The sequence below is a fragment of the Xanthomonas sp. NCPPB 3569 genome (assembly GCF_041475645.2).
Taxonomy (GTDB): Bacteria; Pseudomonadota; Gammaproteobacteria; order Xanthomonadales; family Xanthomonadaceae; genus Xanthomonas; species Xanthomonas phaseoli.
This window is the reverse complement of record NZ_CM192969.1, coordinates 1,834,137-1,860,473: the sequence shown is the minus strand read 5'-3', so window position 1 is coordinate 1,860,473 and position 26,337 is coordinate 1,834,137. Positions and strand designations below refer to the sequence as shown.

The following is a 26,337-nucleotide window of genomic DNA, read 5'->3' as shown; positions in this document are numbered from 1 at the left end:
AACGAGCCCAGCGAATGGCGATCCGCGAACGTCCTCTCTCCCCGCATCTCCAGGTATACCGCTGGCAGATACAGATGGTGACCTCGATTCTCAATCGAGCCACCGGCATCGTACTGTCCGTCGGAGCACTGGGAATTGCCGCTGCCTTGCTCGCATTGATGCTTGGTCCCGACCATTGGAATTGTTTCCGTGACCAGGCTGCAACCTGGTATGGCCAGGTCTTCCTGTTTGGCTGGACCTGGTCGTTCGCCTTCCACCTGTTTGGTGGCCTGCGCCACTTGCTGCAGGACTTCGGGCAAGGCTATGCCGTTCGCTCGTTCATCAGCATGGGCTGGCTGTCGGTGGTTCTGAGTCTTGTGCTGACCGCTGCCATCTGGGCTTACGTATTGCTGTCTGGAGGTGCCGTATGAGTCGCTACCGTACCCCGCTGAAGAATGTGCGCGGCCTGGGTGCCGCCAAGACCGGTACCGAACATTTCGTGATCCAGCGCTTGACCGCGGCCGCACTGGTGCCGCTGTCGATCTGGTTCCTGATCTTCGTGCTGAGCCTGATCGGTGCCGATCACGCTGCCGCCACCGCCGCAGTGGCCAAGCCGTGGAATGCGATTCTGCTGGTCGCCTTCCTCATTGCCTCGTTCTGGCATGCGCAGCTGGGCATGCAGGTGGTACTGGAAGACTACGTGCACGACTCGCTGCTCGCACTGATTGCGCAGACCCTCGTGCGTTTTGTTGCCGTGCTGGGCGCCATCGTCAGCGTGTTTGCCGTGGCGCGTATCGCGCTGGGCATGAGCTGAGTCGTCAGCGACCAAACAGGAACCCATAATTCGATGTCCGCTTACAAGATCACAGAACACAAGTACGACATGGTCGTGGTGGGCGCCGGTGGCGCCGGCCTGCGCGCCACGTTCGGCCTGGCCCAGAAGGGGCTGCAGACGGTCTGCCTGACCAAGGTCTTTCCGACCCGTTCGCACACCGTGGCAGCGCAAGGCGGTATTTCTGCAGCGCTGGGCAACATGGGCGAAGACGACTGGCGTTATCACTTTTACGACACCATCAAGGGCTCCGATTGGCTGGGCGACCAAGACGCGATCGAGTACATGTGTCGCGAAGCCATTCCGGCCATCATCGAACTCGAACACTACGGTGTGCCGTTCTCGCGGACCGAAGATGGCAAGATCTACCAGCGCCCGTTCGGCGGCATGACCACCAAGTACGGCGAAGGCCCGTCTGCGCAGCGTACCTGCGCCGCGGCCGACCGGACCGGCCACGCCATGCTGCATACGTTGTATCAGCAGTCGTTGGCGCACAACGCACGCTTCATGATCGAGTACTTCGCGCTCGATCTGATCTTCGACGAAGAAGGCGTTTGCCGTGGCGTGCTCGCACTGGACATGGCCGAAGGTTCGCTGCATCTGTTCCGTGCCCACGGCGTGGTGCTGGCGACCGGCGGTTACGGCCGTGCCTACTTCAGCGCCACCTCCGCCCACACTTGCACCGGTGACGGCGGCGGCCTGGTGATGCGGGCCGGCCTGCCTGTGCAGGACATGGAATTCGTGCAGTTCCACCCCACCGGCATCTACGGTGCGGGCTGCCTGATCACCGAAGGCGTGCGCGGCGAAGGCGGCATCCTGCGCAACAGCAATGGCGAGCGCTTCATGGAGCGCTACGCACCGCATTACAAGGATCTGGCGTCGCGCGACGTGGTGTCGCGTTCGATGACGGTGGAAATTCGCGAAGGCCGTGGCGTGGGCGAGCACAAGGATCACATCCTGCTCGACCTGACCCACCTTGGTCCGGAAGTGATCAACGAAAAGCTGCCCGGTATTGCCGAAAGCGCACACATCTTTGCCGGCGTGGACGTGACCAAGCAGCCGATCCCGGTGCTGCCGACCGTGCACTACAACATGGGCGGCATTCCGACCAACTTCTACGGCGAGGTCGTGCGCAAGCAGGGCGACGATGCGGATGCCGTGGTGCCGGGCCTGTATGCCATCGGCGAGGCAGCGTGCGTCTCGGTCCATGGTGCAAACCGCCTGGGTTCGAATTCGCTGCTGGACTTGGTGGTGTTCGGTCGCGCGGTCGCCAACCGCTGCGCCGAGACGGTCAAGCCCAATCAGCCGCACAAGACCCTGCCGTCCGATGCCTGCGACAAGGCCTTGGGCCTGCTGGACAAGCTGCGTCATGCCAACGGCTCCACGCCGACCGCCGTGATCCGCGACAACATGCAGCGCACCATGCAGTCGGACGCCGCCGTGTTCCGCACCAGCAAGACGCTGAAAGAAGGCGTGGACAAGATGGCCGAGATCTTCGCCACCTTCGAGGACGTCAAGGTGTCGGACCGCTCGCTGGTGTGGAATTCGGACCTGCTCGAGACCTACGAATTGAACAACCTGCTGCTCAACGCGGTAGCAACGATCAATTCGGCCGAACAGCGCAAGGAAAGCCGTGGCGCGCATTCGCACGAGGACTTCCCGGACCGCGACGACGTCAACTGGCAGAAGCACACGCTGGTGACCGTCGACGACAAGGGCAAGTGCGAGTTCGATTACCGCCCTGTGCACATGTACACGCTGAGCAAGGACGTGGACGTGGTCCCGCCGAAGCCGCGCGTTTACTGATCGATGCGCATGCAGCGACCCACCGTTGCCTTGGCATCGCCCGCCATCGCCTCTGTGCGTGGCAGCGAGTCGGTGCAGCAGTTTGGTCGTCGCATGACGCTGGAGCAGCGCCGGCACATGGCCGGCCGCTGCGCGACTGCTTCGGCAGTGGCATCCGTCATCTTTACCTTCATGCGCACGGTGCGGTTTTCGTCTGCACCGCGCATCGCCTGAGCCAACGAGAGCAGCTATGGCAGAGTTCACCCTCCCCAAGAATTCAAAGATCGGCAAGGGCAAGCATTACCCTGCAAAGGGCGCCAAGAACACGCGCACCTTCAAGGTCTACCGCTGGGATCCGGACGTCGACGCTAACCCGCGCACCGACAGCTACGAGATCGATCTGGATAAATGCGGCCCGATGGTTCTGGACGCGCTGATCAAGATCAAGAATGAGATCGACCCGACGCTGGCGTTCCGTCGCTCCTGCCGCGAGGGCATTTGCGGCTCGTGCGCGATGAACATCGACGGTACCAACACGCTGGCCTGCACCAAGGCGATTGCCGCGTGCGGCAAGTCCGAGGTGCCGATCTACCCGCTGCCGCACATGAGCGTGATCAAGGACCTGGTGCCGGATCTGACGCATTTCTACGCGCAGTACGCCTCGATCAAGCCGTGGATCCGCACCCAGACGCCGCCGCCGCCGGACCGCGAGCGCCTGCAGTCGCCGGAAGACCGCCGCAAGCTCGATGGATTGTACGAATGCATCCTGTGCGCGTGCTGCTCGACCAGTTGCCCAAGCTACTGGTGGAATGGCGAGCGGTATCTGGGTCCGGCGATCCTGTTGCAGGCTTATCGCTGGATCATCGATTCGCGCGACGAAGACACCGGTGCGCGTCTGGACGATCTGGAAGACCCGTTCAAGCTGTATCGCTGCCACACCATCATGAACTGCGCACGGACCTGCCCGAAGGGCTTGAACCCGGCGTTGGCGATCGCCGAAATCAAGAAGTTGATGATGGCGCGTCGCGCCTGATCGCACGGCAATGATTCCCCACCACGGGGAAGTGGTTCGCAGCGGCACCGGCCCTTGGGTCAGGTGCCGCTGTCGTTTTTGGCCCGCCATGCGGTGCGGTGGAGACTGAGATGGACGAACAAACCCTGCTGAAAAAATTGCGTTGGCGTTGCCGGCGCGGCATGCGCGAACTCGATCAATTGTTCGGGCGCTACCTCGATCAACGCTGGGGGCAGGCTCCCGACGCCGAGCGCGCTGTTTTCCTACAGCTACTGGATTGCGAAGACGATAAGTTGTGGCGCTGGTTCATGGGATACGAGGCTTGCCCCGATGCCGACAACGCCGCACTCATCGCCGATATTCGCGCCTTGCCGGCTTGAGTGGCGCCCCTCGCGCTGGCTGATTTGCGCGTTGAGCGTGTTGGTGGCGCTCGCCGTGTGGGCGGTGTGGCGCAGCGGCGCACCACTGTGGCTGGCCGCGTTGCTGTCGGCGTACGCGCTGCTTGCAGGCGGGCGAGCATTGCACCAGCTGTTGCGTTCGCCAGTGAGGCGAGTGCTGGTGCCATAGACGCAAACACCCGCCAGCATTGACGATGTGCAGGTGGAAGGGCTGCAGGTACGCTGGCGCGGGCCGCTTGCGGTGGTGTCGTGGAGGCGAACGGATGGCCGGCGCGAGCGCCTGCATTTCTGGCCGGACACCTTGCCGGCGCCGCAACGACGTGAACTGCGTCTGGCCGCTCAGGCCCACGCCATTTCGTCCGGGCGGCCGCTAGTGGCACCATAGCGTCCCTTTCCCGGTTGAACCGCATGTTCAAACCTATTCCGGTTGCCATCGGCCTGCGCTATCTGCGTGCCAAGCGGCGCAATGGCTTCATCTCGTTTATTTCGATGGCGTCGATCCTGGGAATCGCCCTGGGCGTGACCGTGCTGATCACCACGCTTGCAGTGATGAGCGGTTTCCAGAAGGAAATCCGCGACCGCCTGTTGCAGATGGCTGCCCACGCCACGGTCAGTGCAGAGGGTGCGCCGATGCGCGATTGGCAGCATGCGGTCGAGGTCGCCATGTCCGATCCGCGCGTGGCCGGTGCCGCGCCTTACATCGAAACCGAATCCTTATTGCAGGGGCCGCGCAAGCAGCCGGCCATCGTGCGCGGCGTGATTCCTGCCGAAGAAGGCAAGGTGTCGGTGCTGGCCAAGAAGATGCAACAGGGCTCGGTCGACAGCCTGACGCCTGGGTCGTACAACATCGTCATCGGCAAGGAGCTGGCGTTGTGGCTTGGCGTGGATGTCGGCGACAGCATCGTCGTGTTGCTCAGCGACACCCAGGCGACGCCGCTGGGCGCGATGCCGCGGCTCAAGCGTTTCACCGTGAGCGGTATTTTCGAGGCCGGATACAACGAGATCGACCGCGGCCTCGCCGTGGTGAACATGCAGGACCTGGCGCGCGTGCTGCGCATGGATGGCGTCACCGGCGTGCGTCTGCGCCTGCATGACATGGATCAGGCCTGGCCGGTGGCGCGCGATCTGGCGGTGAAGTTGCACGGCCCGTATCGGGTCAGCGACTGGACCCAGGAAAACGCCAACCTGTATCACTCGTTGAAGATGGAAAAGACCGTGATGGGCATCCTGCTGTCGCTGATCGTGGCGATGGGGGCGTTCAACCTGGTGTCCTCGCAGGTGATGCTGGTGACCGACAAGCAGGCCGATATCGCCATCTTGCGCACGCTCGGGCTGTCGCCGGGCGGGGTGATGCAGGTATTCATGGTGCAGGGCTCGTTGATCGGCTTCATGGGTACCTTCATGGGCGTGATCGGCGGCATCGTGCTGACGCTCAACCTTGAACGCATCCTCGGTGTGATCGAGACGATTTTCAGCGTCAAGTTGCTACCCGAGGACGTGTATTACATCACCGGCCTGCCGACCGATATGCAGACCCAGGACGTGGTGGTGATCACCGTGGTGGCATTGGTGATGAGTTTCCTGGCGACCTTGTACCCGGCGTGGCGCGCCTCGCGCACCCAGCCGGCGGAGGCGCTGCGTTATGAATGAGATCCGGGAAACGTCCGTGCAAACACCAGAACAGGCAACTGCGGTGATCCGCGCCGAAGCGCTGGCCAAGACCTACGCCGAAGGCAAGATGCGCACGCCGGTATTCGATGGCCTGGACCTGTCGGTGGCCACCGGCGAAACCGTGGCGATCGTGGGCGCCTCCGGCGCCGGCAAGAGCACCTTGCTGCATCTGCTCGGCGGTCTGGATATTCCCACTTCCGGCGAAGTGTATGTGGCCGGCGAGCGCATGTCGGCGCTGTCCGACGCGCAGCGTGGCAAGCTGCGTAACCAGGCGCTTGGCTTCGTCTACCAGTTCCATCACCTGCTGCCGGAATTCACCGCGTTGGAGAACGTGATGATGCCGGTGCTGTTGTCCGGCAAGGATGTTGCCGTTGCCAAAAGTCAGGCGCTGCAACTGCTGGAATCGGTCGGGCTTGGGCATCGCGTCGAACACAAGCCCAGCGAGCTCTCCGGCGGCGAGCGCCAGCGCTGTGCGGTGGCGCGTGCATTGGTCAACAGGCCAGGCTGCGTATTGGGCGACGAGCCCACCGGCAATCTCGACGACAAGACCGCGGGCACCGTGTTCGAGCTGATGCTGGAGCTCAACCGCGCCCAGCGCACCAGCCTGGTGTTGGTGACGCACGACCGCGGCCTGGCACGGCGCCTGGACCGCGTACTGGAGCTACACCAGGGCAAGCTGCGCGAATTAGCGCCGTCTGCGGTGTAAGCGCATGGCGAAGCGGTCGGCTGGCAGACCGATCGCATTGCCGATGAGCGTGGAAACTTCGGCGGGCGCCGGTGCCGTGACCGTTAGCCGAATTGGTGGCGCTTTTGCAGTGCAGTGGCAGCATACGATTGCATGCTGCGCGATTGCCAGGGCACATGCCGCTGCTCGCCGCAGGCCAATGCAGCCTGCGGCGATGCCACGGCATCGGTCAAGGAATGATGCGCAGCGCCCGCAGGCGGGTAAACAGTTCAAAGAACGAGGCGCGGCTGTCGTAGAAGTCGAGGAAGCCCAGTTCGCGGCTCTTGGTCATGTCGTTGACGCACTCGATCTCGCGGCCCAGGTCGGCATCGGTATGCCACCACGATGCAAGCCGATTGACGTCGGACTCTACCAACGCGTGTTGCGCGGCCACCTCAGCCCACAGGGCAGGTGCGGTTTGACTCATGCGTGGCTCCAGCGGTTCCGGCACAGCGGGGCAGGGCGCAGCGTCGAGTTCGAAGAACTTCGCAATCTCGCCCCACATCCAGCGCCAGCGGAACACATCGCCATTGACGGTGTTGAAGGCCTGATTGCGCGCCGCGGGGCTAAGCCCGGCCCAGGCCAGTTGGCGGCCCAGCAGCCCGGCATCGGTGAGGTCGGTGAGGCTGTTCCACTGCGCTTGCGAGCCGGGGAACACGAACGGCTGCCCGGTGTGCTTGCACAGCGATGCATACACCGCCAGCGTCACGCCCATGTTCATGGCGTTGCTGCCGTTGGCCATGCCGATCATGGTGTGCGAGCGATGTACGCTCCAGCCGAAGCCATGCTGCTGCGCATGCGCAAACAGCAGGTCTTCCAGCGTGTAGTAGAAGTTTTCGCCCGGCTGGCGCGGCTCGCTTTCGCGAAACGGCGTTTCGGCCTTGCCGCTTCCGTAATTTTCGAACGCGCCCAGGTAGTGCTTGGTGCCGGTGACCAGCGCCATGTGCTGCAACGGCGCATCGCTGAGCGCATCGCACAGGTGCCGCATCATCGCGCCATTGGCCTGGACGTTCTCGCGCTCGGTATCGCGACGGGTCCAGGTGCAGAAGAACACGTGGGTAATCGGTAGACCACGTAACGCGCTGTTGGTGCTGTCGGCGTCCAGCAAATCCGCTGCGACCGGAATGACACCGTCGTGGGGCAGTGGTCGGCGTGCGAGGCCGTACACGGTCCAGCCGTCGGTGAGCAGCACGTTGGCAAGGTTGTAACCGGAGATGCCGGTCACACCGACGATCAATGCAATGCCTTTACGCATGGGGGAGGCTCCTGAGAAACGTATTTCACCTTAGCGGCGACACCATGAAATCGGGGCGAACGCTGTGCCACAGGGCGTGCTGGGCCGTTGATCCCTCGAGCTGGCGCGGCATGCATCGTCACGCGTGCACGGTTCCACGCACTGCATCAAGTGGTTGCGTGTCGCAGTCCTTCTTTCGTATTTGCAATCAGCGACCGCCGCGGCCGTGTTCTTCCTACCCAGGCTTGGGCAGATCTCCGCTGTGCGCGGAAGGTGTCGCGATCTAAGGTGGAGACGTTGATCGATAGGGTCAGGGATGGCGACCGACAGCATGGAGGTGTCAGCGCACGCAGCGCCGCGGCAGATGGGATCGGCGGTGGCCAGTGCGGCCACGTTATTGCTGGGCGTGGCGGCGTGCGCCTGGTCGCCCATACTGCTTCCGCGCATGGTTTACGTCGTCTGCGTGTGTGTCGCGTTGCTGGGCAGCGGCGTGACGGTGTGGCTGCGCCCGCGCCGGAGTGCGCTATTGCTGGCCGGGGCAGCGACACTCTTCGGATTCGGAACGATGGGGTGGCAGGTAACCGATGCCCTGCAGTCGCAACTGCCCCCGCAGGATGAAACGCGCGATATCACCGTGCGCGGACAGATTGTCGGGCTACCGACCGCCGAGCAACGCCGTACCCGTTTTCAGCTGCGCGTGGACCAGGCGCCGGCGCAGCCGGCGGCACTGCGCGGCAAGCTCCTGCAGCTGGCCTGGTACGACGACTTTGGCGCCGAGCGCATCGGCCCGCGCGCGGCGCTACATGCAGGTGCGCGTTGGCAGCTTCGGCTCAAGCTGCGTGCGCCACGCGGCTTGCGCAATCCCGGAGGCTTCGATGCCGAGCGCCAGGCACTGGCGCAGCGCATCGCTGCGACGGGCTATGTGCGCATGCCTGCAACCGCACGCCAGATCGCGCCGCCGCAAGGCGTGGATGCGTGGCGCGAACGGATGTCGCAACGCATCGCCGGGCGTGTCGGCGGCCCTTCTGCGCCGTACCTGCGGGCGCTCGCGCTTGGAGATACCCGCGGGCTGGACGATACGGCGTGGGCAACGTTGCGCGCGACCGGGCTCAGTCATCTGATCGCCATCTCTGGATTTCATGTCGGGCTGGTCGGGGCATTCTTCGCGCTGCTGGTCGCTGGCATCTGGCGCTGGCAGCCGCGACTGGGCACATTCATGCCGCGTCTGCATGCGGCATCGATTGCCGCGCTGCTCGGCGCTGCGGCCTACGCGCTGTTGGCTGGCCTGGCGCTGCCCACGGTACGCACCGTGTTGATGATTGGGGTGGTGGCCCTCGCCAGGGTGCTGCGGCGACGCGCCTCGACCGCGCATGTCCTCTCGCTCGCCTTGTTGGCGGTGTTGCTGTGGGACCCGCTCAGCGTGCTGGTGGCTGGCTTCTGGCTCAGCTTCGCCGGCGTGGCATGGCTGGTCTGGTGCCTGCCGTCCGACAATCGCGCCATCATGCGCGGCTTCCTGTCTGCGCAGACCGTGGCCACCGTTGGCCTGCTGCCGTTGACGGTCAGCCTGTTCGGGCAGGCGTCGCTGGTCGGGCCATTCGCCAATTTGGTCGCCATTCCGTGGTGGACCTTCGTGGTGGTGCCGCTGTGCCTGTTGGGGACTGCCCTCGAAGCGATCTGCCCAGGTAGCGGCGTGTGGGCATGGCAGCTTGCCGGCTGGTGCTTTGAGCTGACCTGGCCGGGGTTCGTCTGGCTCGGGCAGACCGGGGTCGCGTTGTGGTGGGTGCCCGAGTCCGACGGGGTTGCCCTGATCGCCGCCTTGCTCGGTGCGTTCTGGCTGTTGCTGCCGCGCGCGACGCCGGGTAAATCGTTGGCGGCGCTGCTGTGGTTGCCGCTGCTCTGGCCGGATCGTGAACTGCCCGCCGCAGGCGAGGCGGATGTGCAGGTGCTGGATGTGGGCCAGGGCTTGGCGGTGCTGGTGCGCACGCAACGCCATGCGCTGTTGTTCGATACCGGTCCGGCGGTACGCGACGGGTTCGATGCTGGCGAGCGCGTGGTGCTGCCGGCGTTGCGCGCGCTTGGCGTGCGCCGGCTGGACGCCATCGTGCTCAGCCATGCCGACGCCGATCATGCCGGTGGCTATGCCGCGGTGCGCACGGGACTTCCAGTGGCACGCACGGCTGCGCCACCGGGTGCGCCGCTGGACGTCACCGCGCGTTGTCGCGCCGGGCAGCAGTGGGAGTGGGACGGGGTGCGCTTCCGCTTCCTGCATCCCGACGTGGGCTTTCCTTACCTGCGCAATCAATCCAGCTGCGTGCTGCGGGTCGAGACCGCGTCTGCGAGCGCACTGTTGCCGGGCGATATCGGCGAAGTCGTCGAGCGCCGACTGCTGCGCGGGCACGCCGCGGACCTGCGCGCCGACCTGGTGATCGTCCCGCACCACGGCAGCGCCGACGGCTCGCAAGCCGCCTTCATCGCCGCGACCGGTGCACGCCTGGCGCTGGTCTCGTCCGGTCATGGCAACAGATTCGGCCATCCGCGCGCCGAGGTCGTGCAACGCTGGAAGTCGGGCGGGGCAGAGGTGCTGGACACCGCCCAGGCGGGAGCGATCCGGGTTTGGCTCGGTGCCGGAGGCCTGCAACTGCGCGAGCGACGGCGCTGGCAGCCGCGGCTATGGGATGCTGCGGAACGGCGGCGGTCGGCTGCTATCCTATCGGTCAGCGAACAGGCGGCCGCGTTGCCGGAGGAATCAAATCGTGTTGGAGCTGGTCAAGGCAGGCGGTTGGCCGATGGTGCCGTTGCTGTTGCTGGGCGTAATCGCCCTGGCGATCGTGCTGGAGCGTCTGTGGAGCTTGCGCCGCAATGAGGTGACGCCGCCGGGCCTGGGGGAAGAGGTGCGCAATTGGGCCGCGCGCGGCAATCTGGATCCCACCCACATCGAGTCGCTGCGCCGCAATTCGCCGCTGGGCGCCTTGCTGGCCGCCGCGCTGGACGTGCGCGGCCGCCCGCGCGATGTGATTCGCGAACGTATCGAAGACACCGGCCGGCATGTGGTGCATCGCATGGAGCGCTATCTGAACGCGTTGGGCACGATTGCATCGGCCGGGCCGTTGTTGGGTCTGCTTGGTACCGTGGTCGGCATGATCCAGATGTTCTTGGGCATCCTCGATCACGGCGTAGGCGATGTGAATCAGCTCGCCGGCGGCATCGGCAAGGCGCTGGTATGCACTGCCACCGGCATGATCATCGCTGTGCCGGCATTGATGGCACATCGCTTCTTCAAGGGGCGCATCGCCGGTTACATCATCGAAATGGAGCAGGAAGCCACCTTGTTGCTGGACACCATCGATGGCCGAGTCGTGCCTGCAGCCGTCGCGCCGGCCGCAGCGGGCGCCAAGCCCGTCACGGCGAAGGGTTGACGGATGCGCATCGGCAGCGACCGAAGCCAGGACGAGCCGCATATCGACTTGGTGCCATTGATTGACGTCATCCTCGTCCTCATCATCTTTTTCGTGGTGACCACGACCTTCGACGCACGCTCCACGCTGCAATTGCAGTTGCCGACCGCCAGCGACCAGCACACCAGTGCGCCGCCGCGTTCCTTGAGCGTGCTGGTCAATGCCGATGGGCGTTATTTCATCAACGATCAGGAAGTGCTGCGCTCGGATGTGGATTCGCTCAAGCAGACCATTGCCCAGATCGCCGGCGATGACCGCGAACAGACCGTGCTGATGCGCGCCGATGCGCGGACCCCGTACCAGGCCGTGGTGACCGCGCAGGATGCGCTGGGCCAGCTCGGCTTCCGGCGCATTGCCATTGCCACCGCGCCGCCGGCCAGCGCCACCAGTACGACCGGCAAGACAAGCACCAACGGAACCCGCCAGTGACCCTCTCCACCGACCGCCCGGCGCCAGTGTCTTCCTGGCGCACGTACCGTCGCCTGCTGGCATTCGCCAAGCCGTATCGCTTGTTGCTGGTGGCCGCACTGATCGCCGCGTTGATCGAAGCGGCCGGCACCACCGGTTTTCTGGCGTTGATGAAGCCGATCACCGACGAGACCTTCATCTACAAGAACGCCGAGGTCAGCCGCTGGCTGCCGGTGCAGATCATCCTGCTGTTCGTGGTGCGCGGCGTCGCCGGCTACATCACCGACATGGCGATGGGCAAATCCGCACGCAGCATCGCGCGCGATCTGCGTATCAAGGTGATGGCCAAGTATCTGCGATTGCCAGGGTCACGCTTCGATTCGGAGCCGGTGCCGTCGATGCTGATACGCCTGGGCTCGGACTCGGACCAGGTCGCGCAGGCCGCAGTGGATGCGGTCAAGGTCATGATCCAGCAATCGCTGCAGGTGATCGGTGCGCTGGCACTGATGCTGTGGCATAGCTGGCAGGTGACATTGACCATCCTGGTGCTCGCCCCGGTGCTGGCCTGGGTGATGGACAAGGTGGCGCGGCGCTACCGCCGTATCAGCCACAGCATCCAGGAAAGCGGGGCCCAGCTGCTGCAGGCTGCCGACCAGACCTTGTCCAGCCATCAGGAGGTCAAGATCTACGGGGCCCAGCAGACCGAAATGGAGCGCTATGGCGCGCTGGCCAATCGCAACCTGCGGCTGGCAATGAAGGTCGAATCCACCCGCGGCATTTCCACCGCGACGGTGCAGATGATCGGTGCGATCGGCCTGTCGGCATTGCTGTTCGTGGCCGGTGCGCAGGCATTGGCCGGGCGCCTGACGGCCGGCGATTTCGTGGTGCTGATGACGTCGATGCTGACCATCATTCCGGGCCTCAAGCAGCTCACCAATGTGCAGAACATGGTGCAACGCGGCCTGGCATCGGCCGAGCGCCTGTTTTCGGTGCTCGACAGCCCGGACGAGCCGGATCAAGGAACCGTGCCGCTGACGCGTGCCAAGGGCTTGATCGAATTTCGCGATGTCACGGCGCGCTACCCGGGCCAGGTCAATCCGGCGCTGGCCGATGTCAGCTTCGTCGCGCAACCGGGCACTGTCACTGCCATCGTCGGGCGTTCCGGGAGCGGCAAATCCAGTCTGATCAAGCTGATTCCGCGTTTTTACGAAGCCGAGGCAGGCCAGATCCTGCTCGACGGTCATCCGGTGCAGGCGTATGCCCTGGCGGATCTGCGCAGGCAGATTGCGCTGGTGGGCCAGCAGGTGATGTTGTTCGACGGCAGCATTGCCGACAACGTGGCGTTCGGCGAAATGCGCAACGCCGATGCCGGCCAGCTGGAGCGCGCGATCATGGGCGCCAATGCAATGGAATTTGTCGCGCAACTGCCCGAAGGTCTGCAGTCGCATGTCGGCACCAAGGGGGGGCGCCTGTCCGGCGGCCAGCGCCAGCGCCTGGCGATCGCACGCGCCATGCTCAAGGATGCGCCGGTCCTGATTCTGGACGAGGCCACCGCAGCGCTGGACAACGAATCCGAGCGCTTGGTGCAGGACGCCCTGCACAAGCTAATGCCGGACCGCACCACGCTGGTCATCGCCCATCGCCTTTCCACCATCGAGCATGCCGATCAGGTGCTGGTGATGGACCAGGGCCGGATCGTCGAGCGCGGTACGCACCACCAATTGCTGGCGCAGGGCGGCTTGTATTCGCACTTGCACGGCATGCAATTCCGCGAACGCCAGGCATGAGCAAGCGCGGCACCCGCACGCCGGGCTATTGGTACGACAACACGCCGATCCCCTTGCCGGCGCGCATGCTGGCGCCGGTCTACGGCGCTGCGATCGCATTGCGGCGGGCGCTGTATCGCCGCGGTTGGCGTAGGCGCCATGGCGTGCCGGTGCCGGTGATCGTGGTCGGCAATGTCACCGCTGGCGGCACCGGCAAGACGCCGCTGACGATTGCCCTGGTCGCAAAGCTGCAGGAAGCCGGCTGGACGCCTGGCGTTGCCAGCCGCGGCTACGGCCGCGATGACGCCGGTACCGCACGCTGGGTCGAAGCGGATACCCCGGTGGCGCTCGGCGGCGATGAGCCGGTGTTGATCGCCTGGAAGACCGGTGCGCGCGTGCGTGTCGACAGCGACCGGCTCGCTGCTGCACGGGCGCTGGTCGAGGCGGGCTGCGACATCGTGATCTGCGACGACGGGCTGCAGCATTACCGTCTGGCGCGCGATGTCGAAATCGAAGTGGTCGATGGCCAGCGGCGCTACGGCAACGGACGCCTGCTGCCTGCTGGGCCGTTGCGCGAACCGGCGACGCGGGCACGCGATTGCGATTTCCGCGTGGTCAATCTTGGCCAGGCCAGTGCAACTGCCGCACCGCAGGTGCCCGATGATGCCGGTTTCGGCGAGTGGCAGATGCGTTTGAGCATCGACAGCGTGCAGCCGATGGATGGCAAGCGTGCGCAGCCCTTGAGCATGCTTGCCGGGCAGCGCGTGCATGCGGTGGCGGGCATCGCGCATCCGGAACGTTTCTTCGCCATGCTGCGCGCGCGCGGCATTGGCGTGGTGCCGCACGCGTTTCCGGATCATCACGTCTATCGCGCCGCGGATTTCAGCTTCGGAAGCCGCCTGCCGGTGCTGATGACCGAGAAGGACGCGGTGAAATGCCGTCCGTTCGCCGACGAGTGGCTGTACAGCGTGCCACTGAAGGCGGAGCTGCCGGCTGCGTTCTGGGTGAGTCTGCTGGATCGCTTGAACAAATTGGCGAGCCGGCAGGGCGTGTGAGTGCGTCGCCGGCCGTTGTGAGCTTGCAGCTGGACGTCGCTGGCCAACCATCGTGCGCCACGCGTTGAGTACGCTCTTGCGTTTGTGATGGGGCATCCATGCTGCATGAAGTCTCGCAGTGCTTGGGCAACGGTCTACCCTAAGAGCGGTGCGCATGGCTGCAAGCCGCGCATGCAAAGGCGTTCTGAGTGCTGGTCTCGTGCAGCGCAGCGCCGACGACTACCGCGACCCCCGTTCAATCACACATCGGCATCAAACGATTCGGTTCTCTCGTTTCTCCACTTCTCATTGTCTCCAGAGCGCGCACGTATGACACCCACCACGCCTGCCGATTTCGTCGTCGCCATTCCCGCCCGTTACGCCTCCACGCGGCTGCCGGGTAAACCGCTACAACGAATCGGCGATCGCCCGATGATCCAGCATGTGGCCGAGCGTGCGTTGCTGGCGGGTGCGCGCGAGGTGTGGGTGGCCACCGACGACACGCGTATCGCCGCGGCGATCGAGCATCTTCCCGGCGTGCATGTGGCGATGACCGGCGCCGCGCATCTTTCCGGCACCGACCGCCTGGCCGAATGCGCACGCATTGCCGGCTGGGACGAGCAGACCTGCGTGGTCAATCTGCAAGGCGACGAACCGTTTGCGCCGGCTGCAGGTATCCGCGCCGTTGCAGATCTGCTGCAGCATTCCGGTGCCCAGATGGCCACGCTGGCCGCACCGGTGGACAACGCGCACGACCTGTTCGATCCCAACGTGGTGAAGCTGGTGCGCACGGCCGGCGGCGACGCGCTGTATTTCAGCCGTGCGCCGATTCCCTGGCACCGCGACAGCTTCGCCAGCCAGCGCGATAGCGTGCCTGCAGAAGGTCATTGGCTGCGCCACATCGGCATCTACGCCTATCGCGCAGGCTTCCTGCAACGCTTCGCGGCCATGCCGCCCGGCATGCTGGAGCGCATCGAATCGCTGGAACAGCTGCGCGCGATGGAAGCCGGTTATCGCATCGCCGTGGCGGTGACGCCCGAGCCGTTTCCGCCAGGCATCGATACCCCCGACGATCTGGTCCGCGCACAGATGCGTGTAGCTTCGGCATGAAGGTGCTGATCGTCTGCCTGGGCAATATCTGCCGGTCGCCGATGGGCGAGGGCACCTTGCGCGCGCAACTGGACAAGGCGCGGCTGTCGCGGCGCATCGAGGTCGATTCGGCCGGGACCGGCGACTGGCATGCCGGCGATCCGCCGGACCCGCGCGCGATCCGCTGCGCGCGCGGCCATGGCGTGGATATCTCCGGTCTTCGTGCGCGCCAGGTCAAGCACTCGGATTTCGAGCATTTCGATTGGCTGTTGTGCGCAGACGGCAGCAATCTGCGCGATCTGCAGCGGCTCGCCCCGGCGGCGCAGCGCGACAAGCTCGCCTTGTGGCTGCCCTGGGCCGGCATCGACGCGCGCGATGACATCCCCGACCCGTATACCGGCGGCATGGATGACTTCGAGCAGGTATGGCAGCTGGTCGACGCTGCCGCGCGCCTGACCGTGGCCAGACTCACCCGCGGCTAATCGCGCTTGGGCATAATCACCACATGAACGCCCAGCTCACCCAGGAACTGCCGGAATTTCCTACCTGGCTCAATGCCAGGCCCTCCACCTTGCAGGAGCATCGCGGCCGTGCGCTGGTGCTGGCGTTCGTCAACGCCAGCTCGGTGTGGTGCGCCGAACGCCTGGCCGAGCTTGCCCACTGGCAGGCGCGCAGCCCTGGCCGGCTCCAGGTGATCGTGGTGCAGGTGCCGCGTTTCGACAGCGAGCGCCTGCCGCAACGTTCGCTTAAACAACTGCGCGGACACGGCGTGAGTGCGCCGATCCTGCTCGACAAGGATTGGGAAACCTGGCGTCGCTTCGGTATCGAATCCTGGCCCACGCTGGTGCTGCTGGATGCCTACGGCCGCGAGCGGCAGCGCCTGGTGGGCGTCACCGGCGATCTGGACAAGGCGCTGACTGCCCTGTGCGAGGGCCAGCAGCCGCCGTCGGACGCCGACCTCCACGGTGTGGCCGAGCGCGAGCCCGAGCCGCATCTGGCGTTGCGTTTTCCCACCGGCTTGGCCGCGACCGAGGACCGGTTGTATGTCGCCGATACCGGCCACCACCGCGTGCTGGAGTGCACGCACAGCGGACGCGTACTGCGCCAGTTCGGGCATGGCAATGCCGATCTCATCGACGGCGGCGTCGGCGAGGCGGCATTCCGGCGTCCGCAAGGGTTGGCGTTGGAACGCGATCAGTTGTATGTCGCCGATACCGGCAACCATGCGCTGCGTCGTATCAATCTGCGCAGCGGACAGGTGGACACCTTGTGCGGCACCGGTCGCTCCGGCGAGCCGGTCGAAGGCCCCCTGGCGTCGCCCGGTGCCTCTGCGCTGAACTACCCGCAAGGTCTGGCGATCGCCGACAACCAGGTATTGATCGCCATGGCCGGCGATAACCGGATCTGGAGTTATCACCTGGGCCGCGCCGCACTGACCGCGCGCGCAGGCACCGGTGCCCTTGAAACCCGCGACGGCAGCGGCCATCTGGCTGCTTTCGCACAGCCGGCCGGTTTGGCGTCGGTGCAGCAGGTGGCCTATGTCTGCGACGGGCTGGGCTCGTCGATCCGCACCATGCAGTTGCGGGGCGATCTGGTACAGACCTTGGTTGGTGGGCAGGGTACCTGGCAGTTCGGGGATCAGGACGGTCCACGCAGCACGGCGCGCCTGCAGTTCCCACAGGCCATCGCACTGGCGGCCGATTCGCCGCTGCTATGGATCGCCGACACCGGCAATGGCCGCCTGCGCTGCCTGCGCCTGGGCGGCGGTGAATTGACAACGGTCGCGCTGCCGCGTCGTCTGCATGGCCCGGCCGGGCTGGCGGTCACCGCAGATGCGGTCTGGATTGCAGAAACCGATGCGCACGCCATCTTGCGATACGACCTTGCCAGCGGCGCACTGAGTGATGTTTCGATAGACGAATGAGCGTTAGGCCCCAAAACGATTTCGATGGAAAAGCGTTCGCTGCGCAACTGAGCACCGCGCCTGGCGTCTATCGCATGTATGCGGGCGACGACACCTTGCTGTATGTCGGCAAGGCGGGCGCGTTGCGCAAACGTGTGGGCAGCTATTTCAATGGGACGCCGAAGAACGCCCGGTTGACTTCGATGCTGTCGCAGGTCGCGCGCATGGACGTCACCGTCACCCGCAGCGAAGCCGAAGCGCTACTGCTGGAAAATCAGCTGATCAAATCGTTGTCGCCGCGCTACAACGTTTCGTTGCGCGACGACAAGAGCTACCCATACGTGCTGCTGACCCGCGAACAATGGCCCCGTATTGCCTTGCACCGCGGTCCACGCGCGGTACAAGGGCGTTATTTCGGTCCTTACACCGGCGTCACCGGTGTACGCGAAACGCTGAGCCTGATGCACAAGCTGTTCAAGCTGCGCAGTTGCGAGGACAGCGTGTTCCGCAACCGTTCGCGGCCTTGCCTGCAATACCAGATCGGGCGTTGCAGCGGCCCATGCGTGGATTTGGTGGCCGCTCCGGATTACGCCGAATCGGTACGCCGCGCCACCATGTTTCTCGAAGGCAAGAGCGATCAGCTCGGCGAAGAGATCATGCACTCGATGCAGCAGGCCAGCGAGGCACTGGAATTCGAGCGCGCCGCGCGTTTGCGCGATTTGCTCTCCTCGCTGCGCAGCATGCAGAACCGTCAGTACGTCGACGGGCGTGCAGCTGATCTGGACGTGCTGGCCTGCGCCACGCAATCCAGCCAGGCCTGCGTCTTGTTGCTGAGTTTTCGCGACGGCCGCAATCTCGGCACGCGCTCGTTCTTTCCCAAGACCAATGGGGAGGACAGCGCCGACGAAATTCTTGGCGCGTTCGTATCGCAGTACTACGCCGAGCACTCTCCCCCGCGCGAAATCCTGCTCGACCGCGAGATCCCGGAAGCCGAGCTGATCGAAGCCGCGCTCAGTACGGCCGCCGAGCACAAGGTGGCGCTGAAGTGGAACGTGCGCGGCGAGCGTGCCGGCTATCTGCTGCTGGCCACGCGCAATGCGCAGCTGACCCTGGTCACCGAGCTCACCAGCCAGAGCGCGCAGCATGCACGCAGCGAAGCCTTGCGCGAGATGCTTGGACTTGCCGAGCCGGTCAAGCGCGTGGAGTGTTTCGACATCAGTCACACCATGGGCGAGGCGACCGTTGCCTCGTGCGTGGTATTCGACGCCAGTGGCCCGGTGCGTGGCCAGTACCGGCGCTTCAATATTTCCGGCATCACGCCGGGCGACGACTACGCAGCCATGCGGCAGGCGATCGAGCGCCGCTTCCGGCGCGCCGTGGAAGAGAATGGCGTGCTGCCCGATGTGCTGCTGATCGACGGTGGCGCGGGCCAGCTGGCGCAGGCGCAGGCCGCGCTGGCCGATCTTGGGGTCGAAAACGTCTTGCTGGTCGGCGTGGCCAAGGGCGAAGAGCGCCGGGCAGGGCACGAAGCCTTGATCATGGCCGACGGCCGCGAGCTGCGGCCGGGCGCCGCGTCGCCTGCGCTGCAATTCATCCAGCAAGTGCGTGACGAAGCGCACCGCTTTGCAATCACCGGCCACCGCGGTCGCCGCCAGAAGGCGCGCATGACCAGCAAGCTCGAGGATATCCCCGGCATCGGCCCCCGGCGCCGCGCGAGTCTGCTCAAGCACTTCGGCGGCCTGGTCGGGCTCAAGGCCGCTGGCGAGGCCGAGATTGCGCGGGTGGAAGGGGTCAATGCCGCACTTGCCGCGCGAATCTACGCTAACCTGCACGGGCTGGCGCTTCCCGATGCGGCAGGCGAGGCAAGTCCGCAATGAAGTTGACCATCCCCACGTGGCTGACACTGCTGAGGATCGTGATGATCCCGGTGTTGGTCGTGGTGTTCTACCTGCCGTACACGTGGACGAATTTCGCGTCCGCCGGCGTGTTCGCGCTGGCCGCCATCACCGACTGGCTGGATGGCTGGGTCGCGCGGCGTTATCACCAATATTCCGCATTCGGCGCATTTCTGGACCCGGTCGCCGACAAGCTGATGGTCGCCGTGGCGCTGTTCCTGATTGTGCAGGGCCATCCCACGCCGTGGATGGCGTTCTGGGCAGCAGTCATCGTCGGACGCGAGATTGCCGTCTCTGCACTGCGCGAGTGGATGGCCGAAATCGGCCAGCGCGCCAAGGTACGCGTGGCGGCAATCGGCAAGATCAAGACCACCGCACAAATGGTGGCCTTGCTGTGCCTGTTGTATTCGGTCACGCCCGGGCAGATGCCCACGCATGAGATCTGGCTGGGCAATCTGATATTTCGTGCGGGCTACTGGACATTGGCCATTGCCGCCTTGCTGACGCTGTGGTCGGGGTTTCAGTATCTGCAGGCTGCTTGGCCAAGTCTGCGCGCCGACGAAAAAGCAGCGATCAGCAACAAGCCGAAAAAAATCGAAAGCAACAGTTGACAGCTATCCTGTTCGCTGTAGAATTTCGCCTCCCAAGCGGGAATAGCTCAGTTGGTAGAGCGCAACCTTGCCAAGGTTGAGGTCGCGAGTTCGAGTCTCGTTTCCCGCTCCAGATGTAGACAAGACCCCGCGTCAGGGGTCTCGTTGTTTCAAGGCAGGATGCCTTGGGTTTGATGTTTCGGCCTGGTGGTAGAGTGGTTATGCAGCGGACTGCAAATCCGCGTACGCCGGTTCAATTCCGGCCCAGGCCTCCACATCGCATGCGGTATTCCTGCCATCGACGACGACAGGGCTAGCGCAACGAAGTAACACGCTGTACAATTTCGCTCCACGCGGGAATAGCTCAGTTGGTAGAGCGCAACCTTGCCAAGGTTGAGGTCGCGAGTTCGAGTCTCGTTTCCCGCTCCAAATTCGAACCCCGGATATCGCTCGATATCCGGGGTTTTTATCGGCCGTTTTTTATTGGCCGGGGACGTTCGTTCACTAGGCGGCTGCCGTGAACTAAGAGCAGTGGCGCTGGGGTGAACGAATGCCTGTTCCAGTGTCCGATCACGCACACGTGCTTGGGTGCTTTGGACACATGCGTGTGACTGATCGCGTCGGGAAGCGTGGCGCAACGCGATGTCGCGTGTACGCCGAGATCGAGAATGCAATCCTGGGCCAGGTGACCACCACGTTGGCTGCACGATGCGAATGACTGGGCATGGACATCATGCGGGCAAGCGTCGCGCGGCGCGAAGACGAGTGCGCATGCGCCGACTCGATTACCTCATAAATACGTGCCCGGGGCGGGGGTCGAACCCGCATAGCCTTGCGGCTGAGGGATTTTAAGTCCCTTGCGTCTACCAATTTCGCCACCCGGGCATTGCGATAGCGTGCCTGATTGCGCGGCGATTGTGAATCTTTGCAGCGTACTTCCTGCACTGCCTGGCGTCTGCGGCCTGCGCTATGCTGCCGCCGCATAGCGCGCCGCCACCGGCTGCGCACCATTCAAGGAACCGCATGTCTGGCACTACGCTTCTCGCCCCCGCACAGCGGCGCATCGCCGTCATCGGCTTAGGTTATGTCGGCCTGCCGTTGGCGGTTGCGTTCGGGGAGCAACGTGACACCCTGGGCTTCGACATCGATGCGCAGCGTGTTGCGCAATTGCGCGATGGCCACGATGCCACGCTGGAGCTGGACGATGCCGAATTGGCTGCCGCAACGCAGTTGCGCTATAGCGCAAACGCTGCGGATCTGGCCGCGTGCCGCATTTTCATCGTGACCGTGCCGACGCCGATCGACAGCTTCGAGCAACCGGATCTGGAGCCGTTGCGTAGCGCCACGGCCTTGATCGCCGCCGCACTCAAGCCCGGCGACTTGGTGATCTACGAATCCACGGTTTATCCAGGAACCACCGAGGAAGTTTGCGTGCCCTTGCTCGAAGCAGGCTCTGGGCTGCGCTTCAACCACGACTTCTTTTGCGGTTACAGCCCCGAACGCGTCAATCCCGGCGATCGCCAGCGGCGTCTGCGCGACATCCGCAAGATCACCTCGGGCTCGACAGCGGACGCTGCCGATGCCGTCGATGCGCTATACACCAGCATCATCGCTGCAGGCACCTGGCGCGCTCCGTCGATGCGCGTGGCAGAAGCGGCAAAGGTGGTCGAAAACATCCAGCGCGACGTCAATATCGCGCTAGTCAACGAGTTGGCGTTGATTTTCGACAAGTTGGGAATCGACACGCTCGATGTGCTCGAAGCCGCAGGAACCAAGTGGAATTTCCTGCCGTTTCGTCCTGGCCTGGTCGGCGGGCATTGCATCGGTGTGGATCCGTACTACCTGATGCACAAATCCGAAAGCGTGGGCTATCACCCGGACCTGATCCACACCGCGCGGCAGGTCAACAATCGTGTCGGCCGACATGTGGCCGAACGCGTGTGCGGCATGCTGGCCATGCGTGGCGTCGCGCTTGCGCAGGCGAGGGTGCTGGTGCTGGGCGCCACCTTCAAGGAAAACTGCCCGGATCTGCGCAACAGCCGCGCCCTGGAATTGGTGCAGCTGCTGCAGGCCGCGGGTGTGCAGGTGGATACCTGCGACCCGTGGGCAGACCCGGCTGAAGCGCTGCAGCACGGCGGTGTGCACTTAAGCGAGACGCCGGAAGAGGGCAGCTACGATGCCGTGGTGCTGGCGGTGGCGCATGCGCAGTATCGCGACTACGACGTCGCGCGGATCGCTGCGCTCGGCAAACCGGGCGCGGTGGTATACGACGTCAAATCGGTATGGCCGCGTGCGGCAGTCAGCGATCGCCTGTAGCGCTTGGGTGGCGCTTCGCTAGCCACCTTACCGCACCGCGTGCGGCGCGTCGGCCGCTGGCGAAACAGGCGGTGAGCAGATAGCCGCCGGTTGGCGCTTCCCAATCGAGCATTTCGCCAGCGCAAAATACCCCTGGTTGTGCGAGCGCCATCAGCTGATCGTCCAGCGCCTCCAACCGCACGCCGCCTGCAGAACTGATTGCTTCGGCAAGCGGACGTGGCCGCAACAGGCGCAACGGCAACTGCTTGAGCGTGCGTGCGACCAATGCCACATCGTCGCCCGCCTGCTTGCCGAGTGCTTCGTAGAGGAGCGCCGCTTTGACGCCATCGATGCCGACCTGGCGGCGCAGATGCTCGCTGAAACTGCGTCCCTTGCGCGGCTGGGCCAGTTCAGCATGCACGCGTTCGAGCGAGCGGCCCGGAATCAGATCCAGCACGAGTTCGGCGACGCCGTGGGCGTCGATCTGCTCGCGCAGGTCCGCAGCCAAGGCGTAGATCAAGCTGCCCTCGATGCCGTTCGCAGTGGCCACGCATTCGCCCTGCAATGCGTGCTGCATGCCGTTGCCATCCTGCCAGTGCGCAACGACCGGTTTCAGCGGTGCACCTGCATGACGCTGCACGAAGTGCGCACTCCAATCGATATCGAAACCACAGTTGGCCGGCACCAGGGGCGCGACCGCGATATCGCGTTGCTGCAATGTTGCTTGCCACTGGCCGTCGGAGCCCAGCTGCGGCCAGCTGCCACCACCAAGCGCCAGCACCACTGCCTCTGCACTGCACTCCACCGTGCCGGTCGGCGAGTCGAAACGGAGTGCGCCGTTTTCAGTCCAGCCCTGCCAGCGGTGCTGCACATGAAACACGACGCCTTGTTCCTTGAGCCGGCGCACCCAGCCACGTAGCAGGGGGGCGGCCTTGCGGTCCATTGGAAAGACACGGCCGGAAGTACCGACGTAGGTCTCCACACCGAGCTCTCGCGCCCAGTCGCGCAGCGCGTCAGCATCGAAGTCCTGCAACCACGCGGAAACCGGTTGCTCACGTTCGCGATAGCGTTGCGCAAACAGCGGCATCGAATCGGAATGCGTGAGGTTCAAGCCGCCTTTGCCAGCGATCAGGAACTTGCGGCCCACCGAGCCCTTGGCCTCGTACAGATCCACCGCCAAGCCTGCCGCGCAAGCCACTTCCGCCGCCATCAAACCGGCCGGCCCACCGCCGATCACGGCCAGCCGCCGCCTGCTCAGATCAGTCATCGTCAGGTACTCAACGCGGCTGCACGCCCAGCAATTCGACATCGAACACCAGCGATGCACCGGGCGGTATCACGCCACCTGCGCCGTTGTCGCCGTAGCCGTAATCGGGCGGGATCATCAAGGTGCGCTTGCCGCCGACACGCATGCCGGCCACGCCATCGTCCCAGCCGCGGATGACCTGGTGGCCGCCGAGTACGAACTGGAACGGCTCGGCGCGATCCAGCGAACTATCGAACTTCTTGCCATGTTTGTCGGCGGCTTTTTCGTCGTAGAGCCAGCCGGTGTAGTGCACGGTGACCATTGCGCCTGGTGTGGCCTCTGCACCGGTCCCAACGGTGCGGTCGATCCGCTCGAAACTGGCGATGGTGCCGCCGGAGGGCGGCAGGGCAGGTGCGCAGCTTGCGAGCAACAGGGCGGCAATGAGCGTCAACAGAAAGCGCATGGCAGGGTCCACGGAGAAAGGCGGCCATTATCGCACCTGGCTCCCGGTATCATCGCGGCATGGCCAAGCTACTGCTCAATCTGCGCAATGTCCCCGACGACGAAGCCGACGAGGTGCGGGCGCTGATGCGCGAGCAGCGCGTGCAGATCTATGAAACGCGCCCGAGCAACTGGGGGATTTCCGCTGGCGGTATCTGGCTCAGCGACGATGCCGACTATCCGCGCGCCAAGGCGGCGATGGATGCCTACCAGGCGCAGCGCGGCGCGATTGCGCGCGCCCAGCGCCAGGAGGAACTTGCGGCCGGCACAGCGGAGACCTTTGGCGCGTTGCTGCGCAGGCGACCGGTCTTCGTGCTGGTCACGCTGATCGGCATGCTGATCGTCGCCTCGCTGGTGTTGCTGCCGTTTGTGCTGTTGCGCGGCTGAGGTCGCGGCATGACGCGGGTGCAGGTACGTTGCTGCAACGTGCTGGGTATCCCGTTCACAGCGCTCGCTAGGGGCTGCCCGCGGCCCTAAAATAGCCGCATGATTACCAATACTGCCGCCTACCAGTTCGTCACCATCCAGGGTCCGCAGACACTTGCCGCCGGCCTGCTCGCGCAGGCCGAGCAGCATGCGCTGAAAGGATCGGTGCTGGTGGCCGAAGAGGGCATAAACCTGTTCCTGGCAGGCGCTGCCGAGCAGATCGGCGCGTTCTATACCTGGCTACAGGCCGATCCGCGGTTTGCGCAGATGCGTATCAAGTACAGCGAAAGCGCGCATCAGCCGTTCGCGCGGCTCAAGGTCAAGATCAAGCCGGAGATCATCAGTTTTCGTCGCGACGATGCATCGCCGCTGCAAGGTCGTGCGCCGTCGGTGACGCCTGCCGTGCTGCGCGAGTGGCTGCGCAACGGGCATGACGATCGTGGTCGCCCGTTGGTGATGCTGGACACGCGCAATGCGCAGGAAGTGGCATACGGCACCTTCCAGGGTGCGCTGACATTGCCGATCGACAAGTTCACCGACTTGCCTGGCGCGCTGGAAACGCATCGTGGCGCGTTGGCCGATGCCACGGTGGTCAGCTTCTGCACCGGTGGCATCCGTTGCGAAAAGGCCGCACTGTGGATGCAGGCCGATGGCATGGACAACGTGCTGCAACTGGAGGGCGGCATCCTCGGCTACTTCGAAGAGGTCGGTGGCGAAGGCTACGACGGCCGCTGCTTCGTCTTCGACGAACGCGTTGCACTGGATCCCGAATTAAAACCCCTGGTGGACGCCGACCGTACCGCCTCGCCAGTGAAAATCTGACCGAGCGCGACTGCATTGCCCGATGTCACCGGTGGCTCAGGCGGCCGCATCATCGGCACACGTTGCAACATCTTGCCTTGAGACATCGCGCCACGCGCACGTAATGCATGCTCTAGTGAGGCGTCATAACGCTCTAACTTGGGCGTAATACGTCGCATCGAGCTTGCCCTGAATTATTCACGGAGATAGGCTGCACCAGCCAGCCGCTAGCGAGGACAACAAGGATGACCATCAGAGTTTTTCTGATCGACGATCATGCACTCGTGCGTACAGGCATGAAGATGATTTTGTCCAAGGAAGTGGACGTCGATGTAGTGGGTGAAGCAGAGAGCGGCGAAGCCGCATTGCCGCAGATTCGTCAACTCAAGCCGGACATCGTGCTATGCGACCTGCATTTGCCCGGCGTCAGCGGCCTGGAAATTACCGAGCGCATCGTCAAGGGCGACTACGGCACGCGGGTCATCATTGTTTCCGTACTCGAAGACGGGCCATTGCCCAAGCGTTTGCTTGAGGCAGGCGCCTCCGGCTATGTGGGCAAGGGCGGTGACGCGCACGAGTTGCTGCGCGCGGTGCGTGAAGTCGCATTAGGGCGGCGTTATCTCGGCAACACGATCGCGCAGAATCTGGCCCTTTCCAATCTGGAAGGTGGCGGTTCACCGTTCGATGCGTTGTCGCCCCGCGAACTGGAAGTGGCCTTGCTGCTGACCCAGGGCCTGCGCCAGGAAGACATCGCCAAGCGCCTGAACCTCAGCGCCAAGACCATCAACACGCACAAGGCACGCCTGTTTGAGAAGGTCGGCATCCAGGACAACATTGCGCTGGCGCGGCTAGCCAATCAATACGGTCTGACCGATCCCTCCAGGGTGCTGTGAACCGTTGCCTTGAGTGCGGCGCAGTGGTTGCGCTGCATCGCAAGGTCAGAGCGAACCACATCGTGCAGAGAGGCTCATTGCGTGCTGAGAAATGACGCGCCTCTCACTCAGCAGCGGTTGCTGGATTGCGTCAACGCACGGGTACGCGAATTAGCCTGGCCTGCTGGAGGCGCGCCAGGCGTCGAAACAGGCATTGTGTTTCCTGACGTCCCTGCAATGCGCATGAATACACGTCCGCACAGGAAGCTTTCCGCGCTGATTGTCGTCATGTGCCAGTAAATCTGGCGTCGCCGAACTCCCTGATCGAAGGTTTTTTGCAACCACTCACCACCAGTGGCGATAAACCTCGCCGCTCATGTGGAAGAACGAGGTGCGTCGATGCCTCGCCGGGATCATGACC

Annotated in this window: 25 protein-coding genes, 4 tRNA genes and 1 pseudogene; 26 read left to right on the top strand and 4 right to left on the bottom strand. The window is 64.3% G+C overall.

Annotated features, from left to right (window positions below):
- The first annotated feature begins 14 nt into the window (after window positions 1–14).
- The 9 genes and pseudogenes from sdhC (at window position 15) to lolD (ending at window position 6,383) form a co-directional block, all read left to right on the top strand.
- Window positions 15–410, top strand: coding sequence for a succinate dehydrogenase, cytochrome b556 subunit (sdhC, locus tag ACCQ03_RS07940; protein ID WP_057678638.1), 396 nt, complete (start codon window positions 15–17; stop codon window positions 408–410).
- Window positions 407–793, top strand: coding sequence for a succinate dehydrogenase, hydrophobic membrane anchor protein (gene sdhD / locus ACCQ03_RS07935; protein ID WP_008576669.1), 387 nt, complete (start codon window positions 407–409; stop codon window positions 791–793). The genes sdhC and sdhD overlap by 4 nt, the downstream gene beginning before the upstream one ends.
- Before the next feature lie 33 nt (window positions 794–826).
- Window positions 827–2,617: a succinate dehydrogenase flavoprotein subunit gene (sdhA, locus tag ACCQ03_RS07930; protein ID WP_057678639.1), complete on the top strand. Its 1,791-nt coding sequence runs from the start codon at window positions 827–829 to the stop codon at window positions 2,615–2,617.
- A gap of 9 nt (window positions 2,618–2,626) precedes the next feature.
- Complete coding sequence (locus tag ACCQ03_RS07925) at window positions 2,627–2,830, top strand: hypothetical protein (protein ID WP_057678640.1); 204 nt, start codon at window positions 2,627–2,629, stop codon at window positions 2,828–2,830.
- A gap of 16 nt (window positions 2,831–2,846) precedes the next feature.
- Entirely contained in the window at window positions 2,847–3,629 is a 783-nt protein-coding gene (locus ACCQ03_RS07920) for a succinate dehydrogenase iron-sulfur subunit (RefSeq protein ID WP_003482787.1), read from the top strand.
- Window positions 3,630–3,739: 110 nt separating this feature from the next.
- The gene (locus ACCQ03_RS07915; protein WP_057678642.1) at window positions 3,740–3,988 is read left to right on the top strand and encodes an FAD assembly factor SdhE; all 249 of its coding nucleotides are present in this window, start codon (window positions 3,740–3,742) and stop codon (window positions 3,986–3,988) included.
- Window positions 3,939–4,391: pseudogene (locus tag ACCQ03_RS07910) on the top strand (hypothetical protein). The gene ACCQ03_RS07915 and the pseudogene ACCQ03_RS07910 overlap by 50 nt, the downstream one beginning before the upstream one ends.
- Before the next feature lie 23 nt (window positions 4,392–4,414).
- Window positions 4,415–5,656, top strand: coding sequence for a lipoprotein-releasing ABC transporter permease subunit (locus ACCQ03_RS07905; RefSeq protein ID WP_022559175.1), 1,242 nt, complete (start codon window positions 4,415–4,417; stop codon window positions 5,654–5,656).
- Window positions 5,657–5,672: 16 nt separating this feature from the next.
- On the top strand, window positions 5,673–6,383 hold the full coding sequence (gene lolD / locus ACCQ03_RS07900) for a lipoprotein-releasing ABC transporter ATP-binding protein LolD (RefSeq protein WP_484606950.1): 711 nt from the start codon (window positions 5,673–5,675) through the stop codon (window positions 6,381–6,383).
- 208 nt (window positions 6,384–6,591) lie between these two features.
- Here lolD and ACCQ03_RS07895 read toward each other — a convergent pair whose 3' ends face one another.
- Window positions 6,592–7,656 carry an SDR family oxidoreductase gene (locus ACCQ03_RS07895; protein WP_209226737.1) on the bottom strand — a complete coding sequence of 355 codons (1,065 nt, stop codon included), beginning with the start codon at window positions 7,654–7,656 and terminating at the stop codon, window positions 6,592–6,594.
- 295 nt (window positions 7,657–7,951) lie between these two features.
- On the opposite strand from ACCQ03_RS07895, the gene ACCQ03_RS07890 reads away from it, so the two are divergent.
- The 13 genes from ACCQ03_RS07890 (at window position 7,952) to ACCQ03_RS07830 (ending at window position 20,204) form a co-directional block, all read left to right on the top strand.
- Window positions 7,952–10,498 carry a DNA internalization-related competence protein ComEC/Rec2 gene (locus ACCQ03_RS07890; protein WP_057678646.1) on the top strand — a complete coding sequence of 849 codons (2,547 nt, stop codon included), beginning with the start codon at window positions 7,952–7,954 and terminating at the stop codon, window positions 10,496–10,498.
- Window positions 10,389–11,051: a MotA/TolQ/ExbB proton channel family protein gene (locus tag ACCQ03_RS07885; RefSeq protein WP_039574250.1), complete on the top strand. Its 663-nt coding sequence runs from the start codon at window positions 10,389–10,391 to the stop codon at window positions 11,049–11,051. The genes ACCQ03_RS07890 and ACCQ03_RS07885 overlap by 110 nt, the downstream gene beginning before the upstream one ends.
- 3 nt (window positions 11,052–11,054) lie before the next feature.
- Window positions 11,055–11,519 carry an ExbD/TolR family protein gene (locus ACCQ03_RS07880; RefSeq protein ID WP_017156616.1) on the top strand — a complete coding sequence of 155 codons (465 nt, stop codon included), beginning with the start codon at window positions 11,055–11,057 and terminating at the stop codon, window positions 11,517–11,519.
- On the top strand, window positions 11,516–13,285 hold the full coding sequence (gene msbA / locus ACCQ03_RS07875; RefSeq protein ID WP_057678647.1) for a lipid A export permease/ATP-binding protein MsbA: 1,770 nt from the start codon (window positions 11,516–11,518) through the stop codon (window positions 13,283–13,285). The genes ACCQ03_RS07880 and msbA overlap by 4 nt, the downstream gene beginning before the upstream one ends.
- A complete protein-coding gene (gene lpxK / locus ACCQ03_RS07870) occupies window positions 13,282–14,319 on the top strand; it encodes a tetraacyldisaccharide 4'-kinase (RefSeq protein ID WP_057687056.1) in 1,038 nt (345 codons plus the stop codon). Before msbA ends, lpxK begins: the two co-directional genes overlap by 4 nt.
- A 309-nt stretch (window positions 14,320–14,628) precedes the next feature.
- Window positions 14,629–15,408 (top strand): 3-deoxy-manno-octulosonate cytidylyltransferase, encoded by a 780-nt coding sequence (gene kdsB / locus ACCQ03_RS07865; protein WP_017156619.1) that lies wholly within the window; start codon window positions 14,629–14,631, stop codon window positions 15,406–15,408.
- On the top strand, window positions 15,405–15,869 hold the full coding sequence (locus ACCQ03_RS07860) for a low molecular weight protein-tyrosine-phosphatase (protein ID WP_057677646.1): 465 nt from the start codon (window positions 15,405–15,407) through the stop codon (window positions 15,867–15,869). Before kdsB ends, ACCQ03_RS07860 begins: the two co-directional genes overlap by 4 nt.
- A gap of 23 nt (window positions 15,870–15,892) precedes the next feature.
- Entirely contained in the window at window positions 15,893–17,311 is a 1,419-nt protein-coding gene (locus ACCQ03_RS07855) for an NHL repeat-containing thioredoxin family protein (protein ID WP_057677645.1), read from the top strand.
- On the top strand, window positions 17,308–19,167 hold the full coding sequence (uvrC, locus tag ACCQ03_RS07850; protein ID WP_057677644.1) for an excinuclease ABC subunit UvrC: 1,860 nt from the start codon (window positions 17,308–17,310) through the stop codon (window positions 19,165–19,167). Before ACCQ03_RS07855 ends, uvrC begins: the two co-directional genes overlap by 4 nt.
- The gene (pgsA, locus tag ACCQ03_RS07845; RefSeq protein WP_005916703.1) at window positions 19,164–19,796 is read left to right on the top strand and encodes a CDP-diacylglycerol--glycerol-3-phosphate 3-phosphatidyltransferase; all 633 of its coding nucleotides are present in this window, start codon (window positions 19,164–19,166) and stop codon (window positions 19,794–19,796) included. Before uvrC ends, pgsA begins: the two co-directional genes overlap by 4 nt.
- A gap of 36 nt (window positions 19,797–19,832) precedes the next feature.
- Window positions 19,833–19,908 (top strand) — tRNA-Gly (locus tag ACCQ03_RS07840).
- Between the two features lie 68 nt (window positions 19,909–19,976).
- Window positions 19,977–20,050 (top strand) — tRNA-Cys (locus tag ACCQ03_RS07835).
- 78 nt (window positions 20,051–20,128) lie between these two features.
- A tRNA-Gly gene (locus ACCQ03_RS07830) sits at window positions 20,129–20,204 on the top strand.
- A gap of 372 nt (window positions 20,205–20,576) precedes the next feature.
- Here ACCQ03_RS07830 and ACCQ03_RS07825 read toward each other — a convergent pair.
- Window positions 20,577–20,660: transfer RNA gene (locus ACCQ03_RS07825), tRNA-Leu, on the bottom strand.
- A 138-nt stretch (window positions 20,661–20,798) separates the two neighbouring features.
- Between ACCQ03_RS07825 and ACCQ03_RS07820 the strand changes: the two genes are divergently transcribed.
- Entirely contained in the window at window positions 20,799–22,091 is a 1,293-nt protein-coding gene (locus ACCQ03_RS07820; RefSeq protein ID WP_057679751.1) for a nucleotide sugar dehydrogenase, read from the top strand.
- Here the strand turns inward: ACCQ03_RS07820 and ACCQ03_RS07815 are convergent.
- Entirely contained in the window at window positions 22,075–23,337 is a 1,263-nt protein-coding gene (locus tag ACCQ03_RS07815; protein WP_057679750.1) for a TIGR03862 family flavoprotein, read from the bottom strand. The two genes, ACCQ03_RS07820 and ACCQ03_RS07815, sit on opposite strands and share 17 nt — an antisense overlap.
- 10 nt (window positions 23,338–23,347) lie before the next feature.
- Window positions 23,348–23,779, bottom strand: coding sequence for an FKBP-type peptidyl-prolyl cis-trans isomerase (locus ACCQ03_RS07810; protein ID WP_061112154.1), 432 nt, complete (start codon window positions 23,777–23,779; stop codon window positions 23,348–23,350).
- Between the two features lie 59 nt (window positions 23,780–23,838).
- On the opposite strand from ACCQ03_RS07810, the gene ACCQ03_RS07805 reads away from it, so the two are divergent.
- The 3 genes from ACCQ03_RS07805 (at window position 23,839) to ACCQ03_RS07795 (ending at window position 25,937) form a co-directional block, all read left to right on the top strand.
- Window positions 23,839–24,204 carry a DUF6164 family protein gene (locus tag ACCQ03_RS07805; protein WP_017156626.1) on the top strand — a complete coding sequence of 122 codons (366 nt, stop codon included), beginning with the start codon at window positions 23,839–23,841 and terminating at the stop codon, window positions 24,202–24,204.
- 99 nt (window positions 24,205–24,303) lie between these two features.
- Window positions 24,304–25,065 (top strand): sulfurtransferase, encoded by a 762-nt coding sequence (locus tag ACCQ03_RS07800; RefSeq protein ID WP_057679749.1) that lies wholly within the window; start codon window positions 24,304–24,306, stop codon window positions 25,063–25,065.
- Window positions 25,066–25,289: 224 nt separating this feature from the next.
- Window positions 25,290–25,937: a response regulator gene (locus ACCQ03_RS07795; RefSeq protein ID WP_003489223.1), complete on the top strand. Its 648-nt coding sequence runs from the start codon at window positions 25,290–25,292 to the stop codon at window positions 25,935–25,937.
- The last annotated feature ends 400 nt before the right edge of the window (window positions 25,938–26,337 follow it).

Bases quoted from the DNA above. Each gene is read 5' to 3' on its own strand.
- sdhC (WP_057678638.1), top strand. From the start codon at position 15: ATGGCGATCCGCGAACGTCCTCTCTCCCCGCATCTCCAGGTATACCGC.
- sdhD (WP_008576669.1), top strand. From the start codon at position 407: ATGAGTCGCTACCGTACCCCGCTGAAGAATGTGCGCGGCCTGGGTGCC.
- sdhA (WP_057678639.1), top strand. From the start codon at position 827: ATGTCCGCTTACAAGATCACAGAACACAAGTACGACATGGTCGTGGTG.
- ACCQ03_RS07925 (WP_057678640.1), top strand. From the start codon at position 2,627: ATGCAGCGACCCACCGTTGCCTTGGCATCGCCCGCCATCGCCTCTGTG.
- ACCQ03_RS07920 (WP_003482787.1), top strand. From the start codon at position 2,847: ATGGCAGAGTTCACCCTCCCCAAGAATTCAAAGATCGGCAAGGGCAAG.
- ACCQ03_RS07915 (WP_057678642.1), top strand. From the start codon at position 3,740: ATGGACGAACAAACCCTGCTGAAAAAATTGCGTTGGCGTTGCCGGCGC.
- ACCQ03_RS07905 (WP_022559175.1), top strand. From the start codon at position 4,415: ATGTTCAAACCTATTCCGGTTGCCATCGGCCTGCGCTATCTGCGTGCC.
- ACCQ03_RS07895 (WP_209226737.1), bottom strand. From the start codon at position 7,656: ATGCGTAAAGGCATTGCATTGATCGTCGGTGTGACCGGCATCTCCGGT.
- ACCQ03_RS07890 (WP_057678646.1), top strand. From the start codon at position 7,952: ATGGCGACCGACAGCATGGAGGTGTCAGCGCACGCAGCGCCGCGGCAG.
- ACCQ03_RS07880 (WP_017156616.1), top strand. From the start codon at position 11,055: ATGCGCATCGGCAGCGACCGAAGCCAGGACGAGCCGCATATCGACTTG.
- lpxK (WP_057687056.1), top strand. From the start codon at position 13,282: ATGAGCAAGCGCGGCACCCGCACGCCGGGCTATTGGTACGACAACACG.
- kdsB (WP_017156619.1), top strand. From the start codon at position 14,629: ATGACACCCACCACGCCTGCCGATTTCGTCGTCGCCATTCCCGCCCGT.
- ACCQ03_RS07860 (WP_057677646.1), top strand. From the start codon at position 15,405: ATGAAGGTGCTGATCGTCTGCCTGGGCAATATCTGCCGGTCGCCGATG.
- ACCQ03_RS07855 (WP_057677645.1), top strand. From the start codon at position 15,893: ATGAACGCCCAGCTCACCCAGGAACTGCCGGAATTTCCTACCTGGCTC.
- uvrC (WP_057677644.1), top strand. From the start codon at position 17,308: ATGAGCGTTAGGCCCCAAAACGATTTCGATGGAAAAGCGTTCGCTGCG.
- pgsA (WP_005916703.1), top strand. From the start codon at position 19,164: ATGAAGTTGACCATCCCCACGTGGCTGACACTGCTGAGGATCGTGATG.
- ACCQ03_RS07820 (WP_057679751.1), top strand. From the start codon at position 20,799: ATGTCTGGCACTACGCTTCTCGCCCCCGCACAGCGGCGCATCGCCGTC.
- ACCQ03_RS07815 (WP_057679750.1), bottom strand. From the start codon at position 23,337: ATGACTGATCTGAGCAGGCGGCGGCTGGCCGTGATCGGCGGTGGGCCG.
- ACCQ03_RS07810 (WP_061112154.1), bottom strand. From the start codon at position 23,779: ATGCGCTTTCTGTTGACGCTCATTGCCGCCCTGTTGCTCGCAAGCTGC.
- ACCQ03_RS07805 (WP_017156626.1), top strand. From the start codon at position 23,839: ATGGCCAAGCTACTGCTCAATCTGCGCAATGTCCCCGACGACGAAGCC.
- ACCQ03_RS07800 (WP_057679749.1), top strand. From the start codon at position 24,304: ATGATTACCAATACTGCCGCCTACCAGTTCGTCACCATCCAGGGTCCG.
- ACCQ03_RS07795 (WP_003489223.1), top strand. From the start codon at position 25,290: ATGACCATCAGAGTTTTTCTGATCGACGATCATGCACTCGTGCGTACA.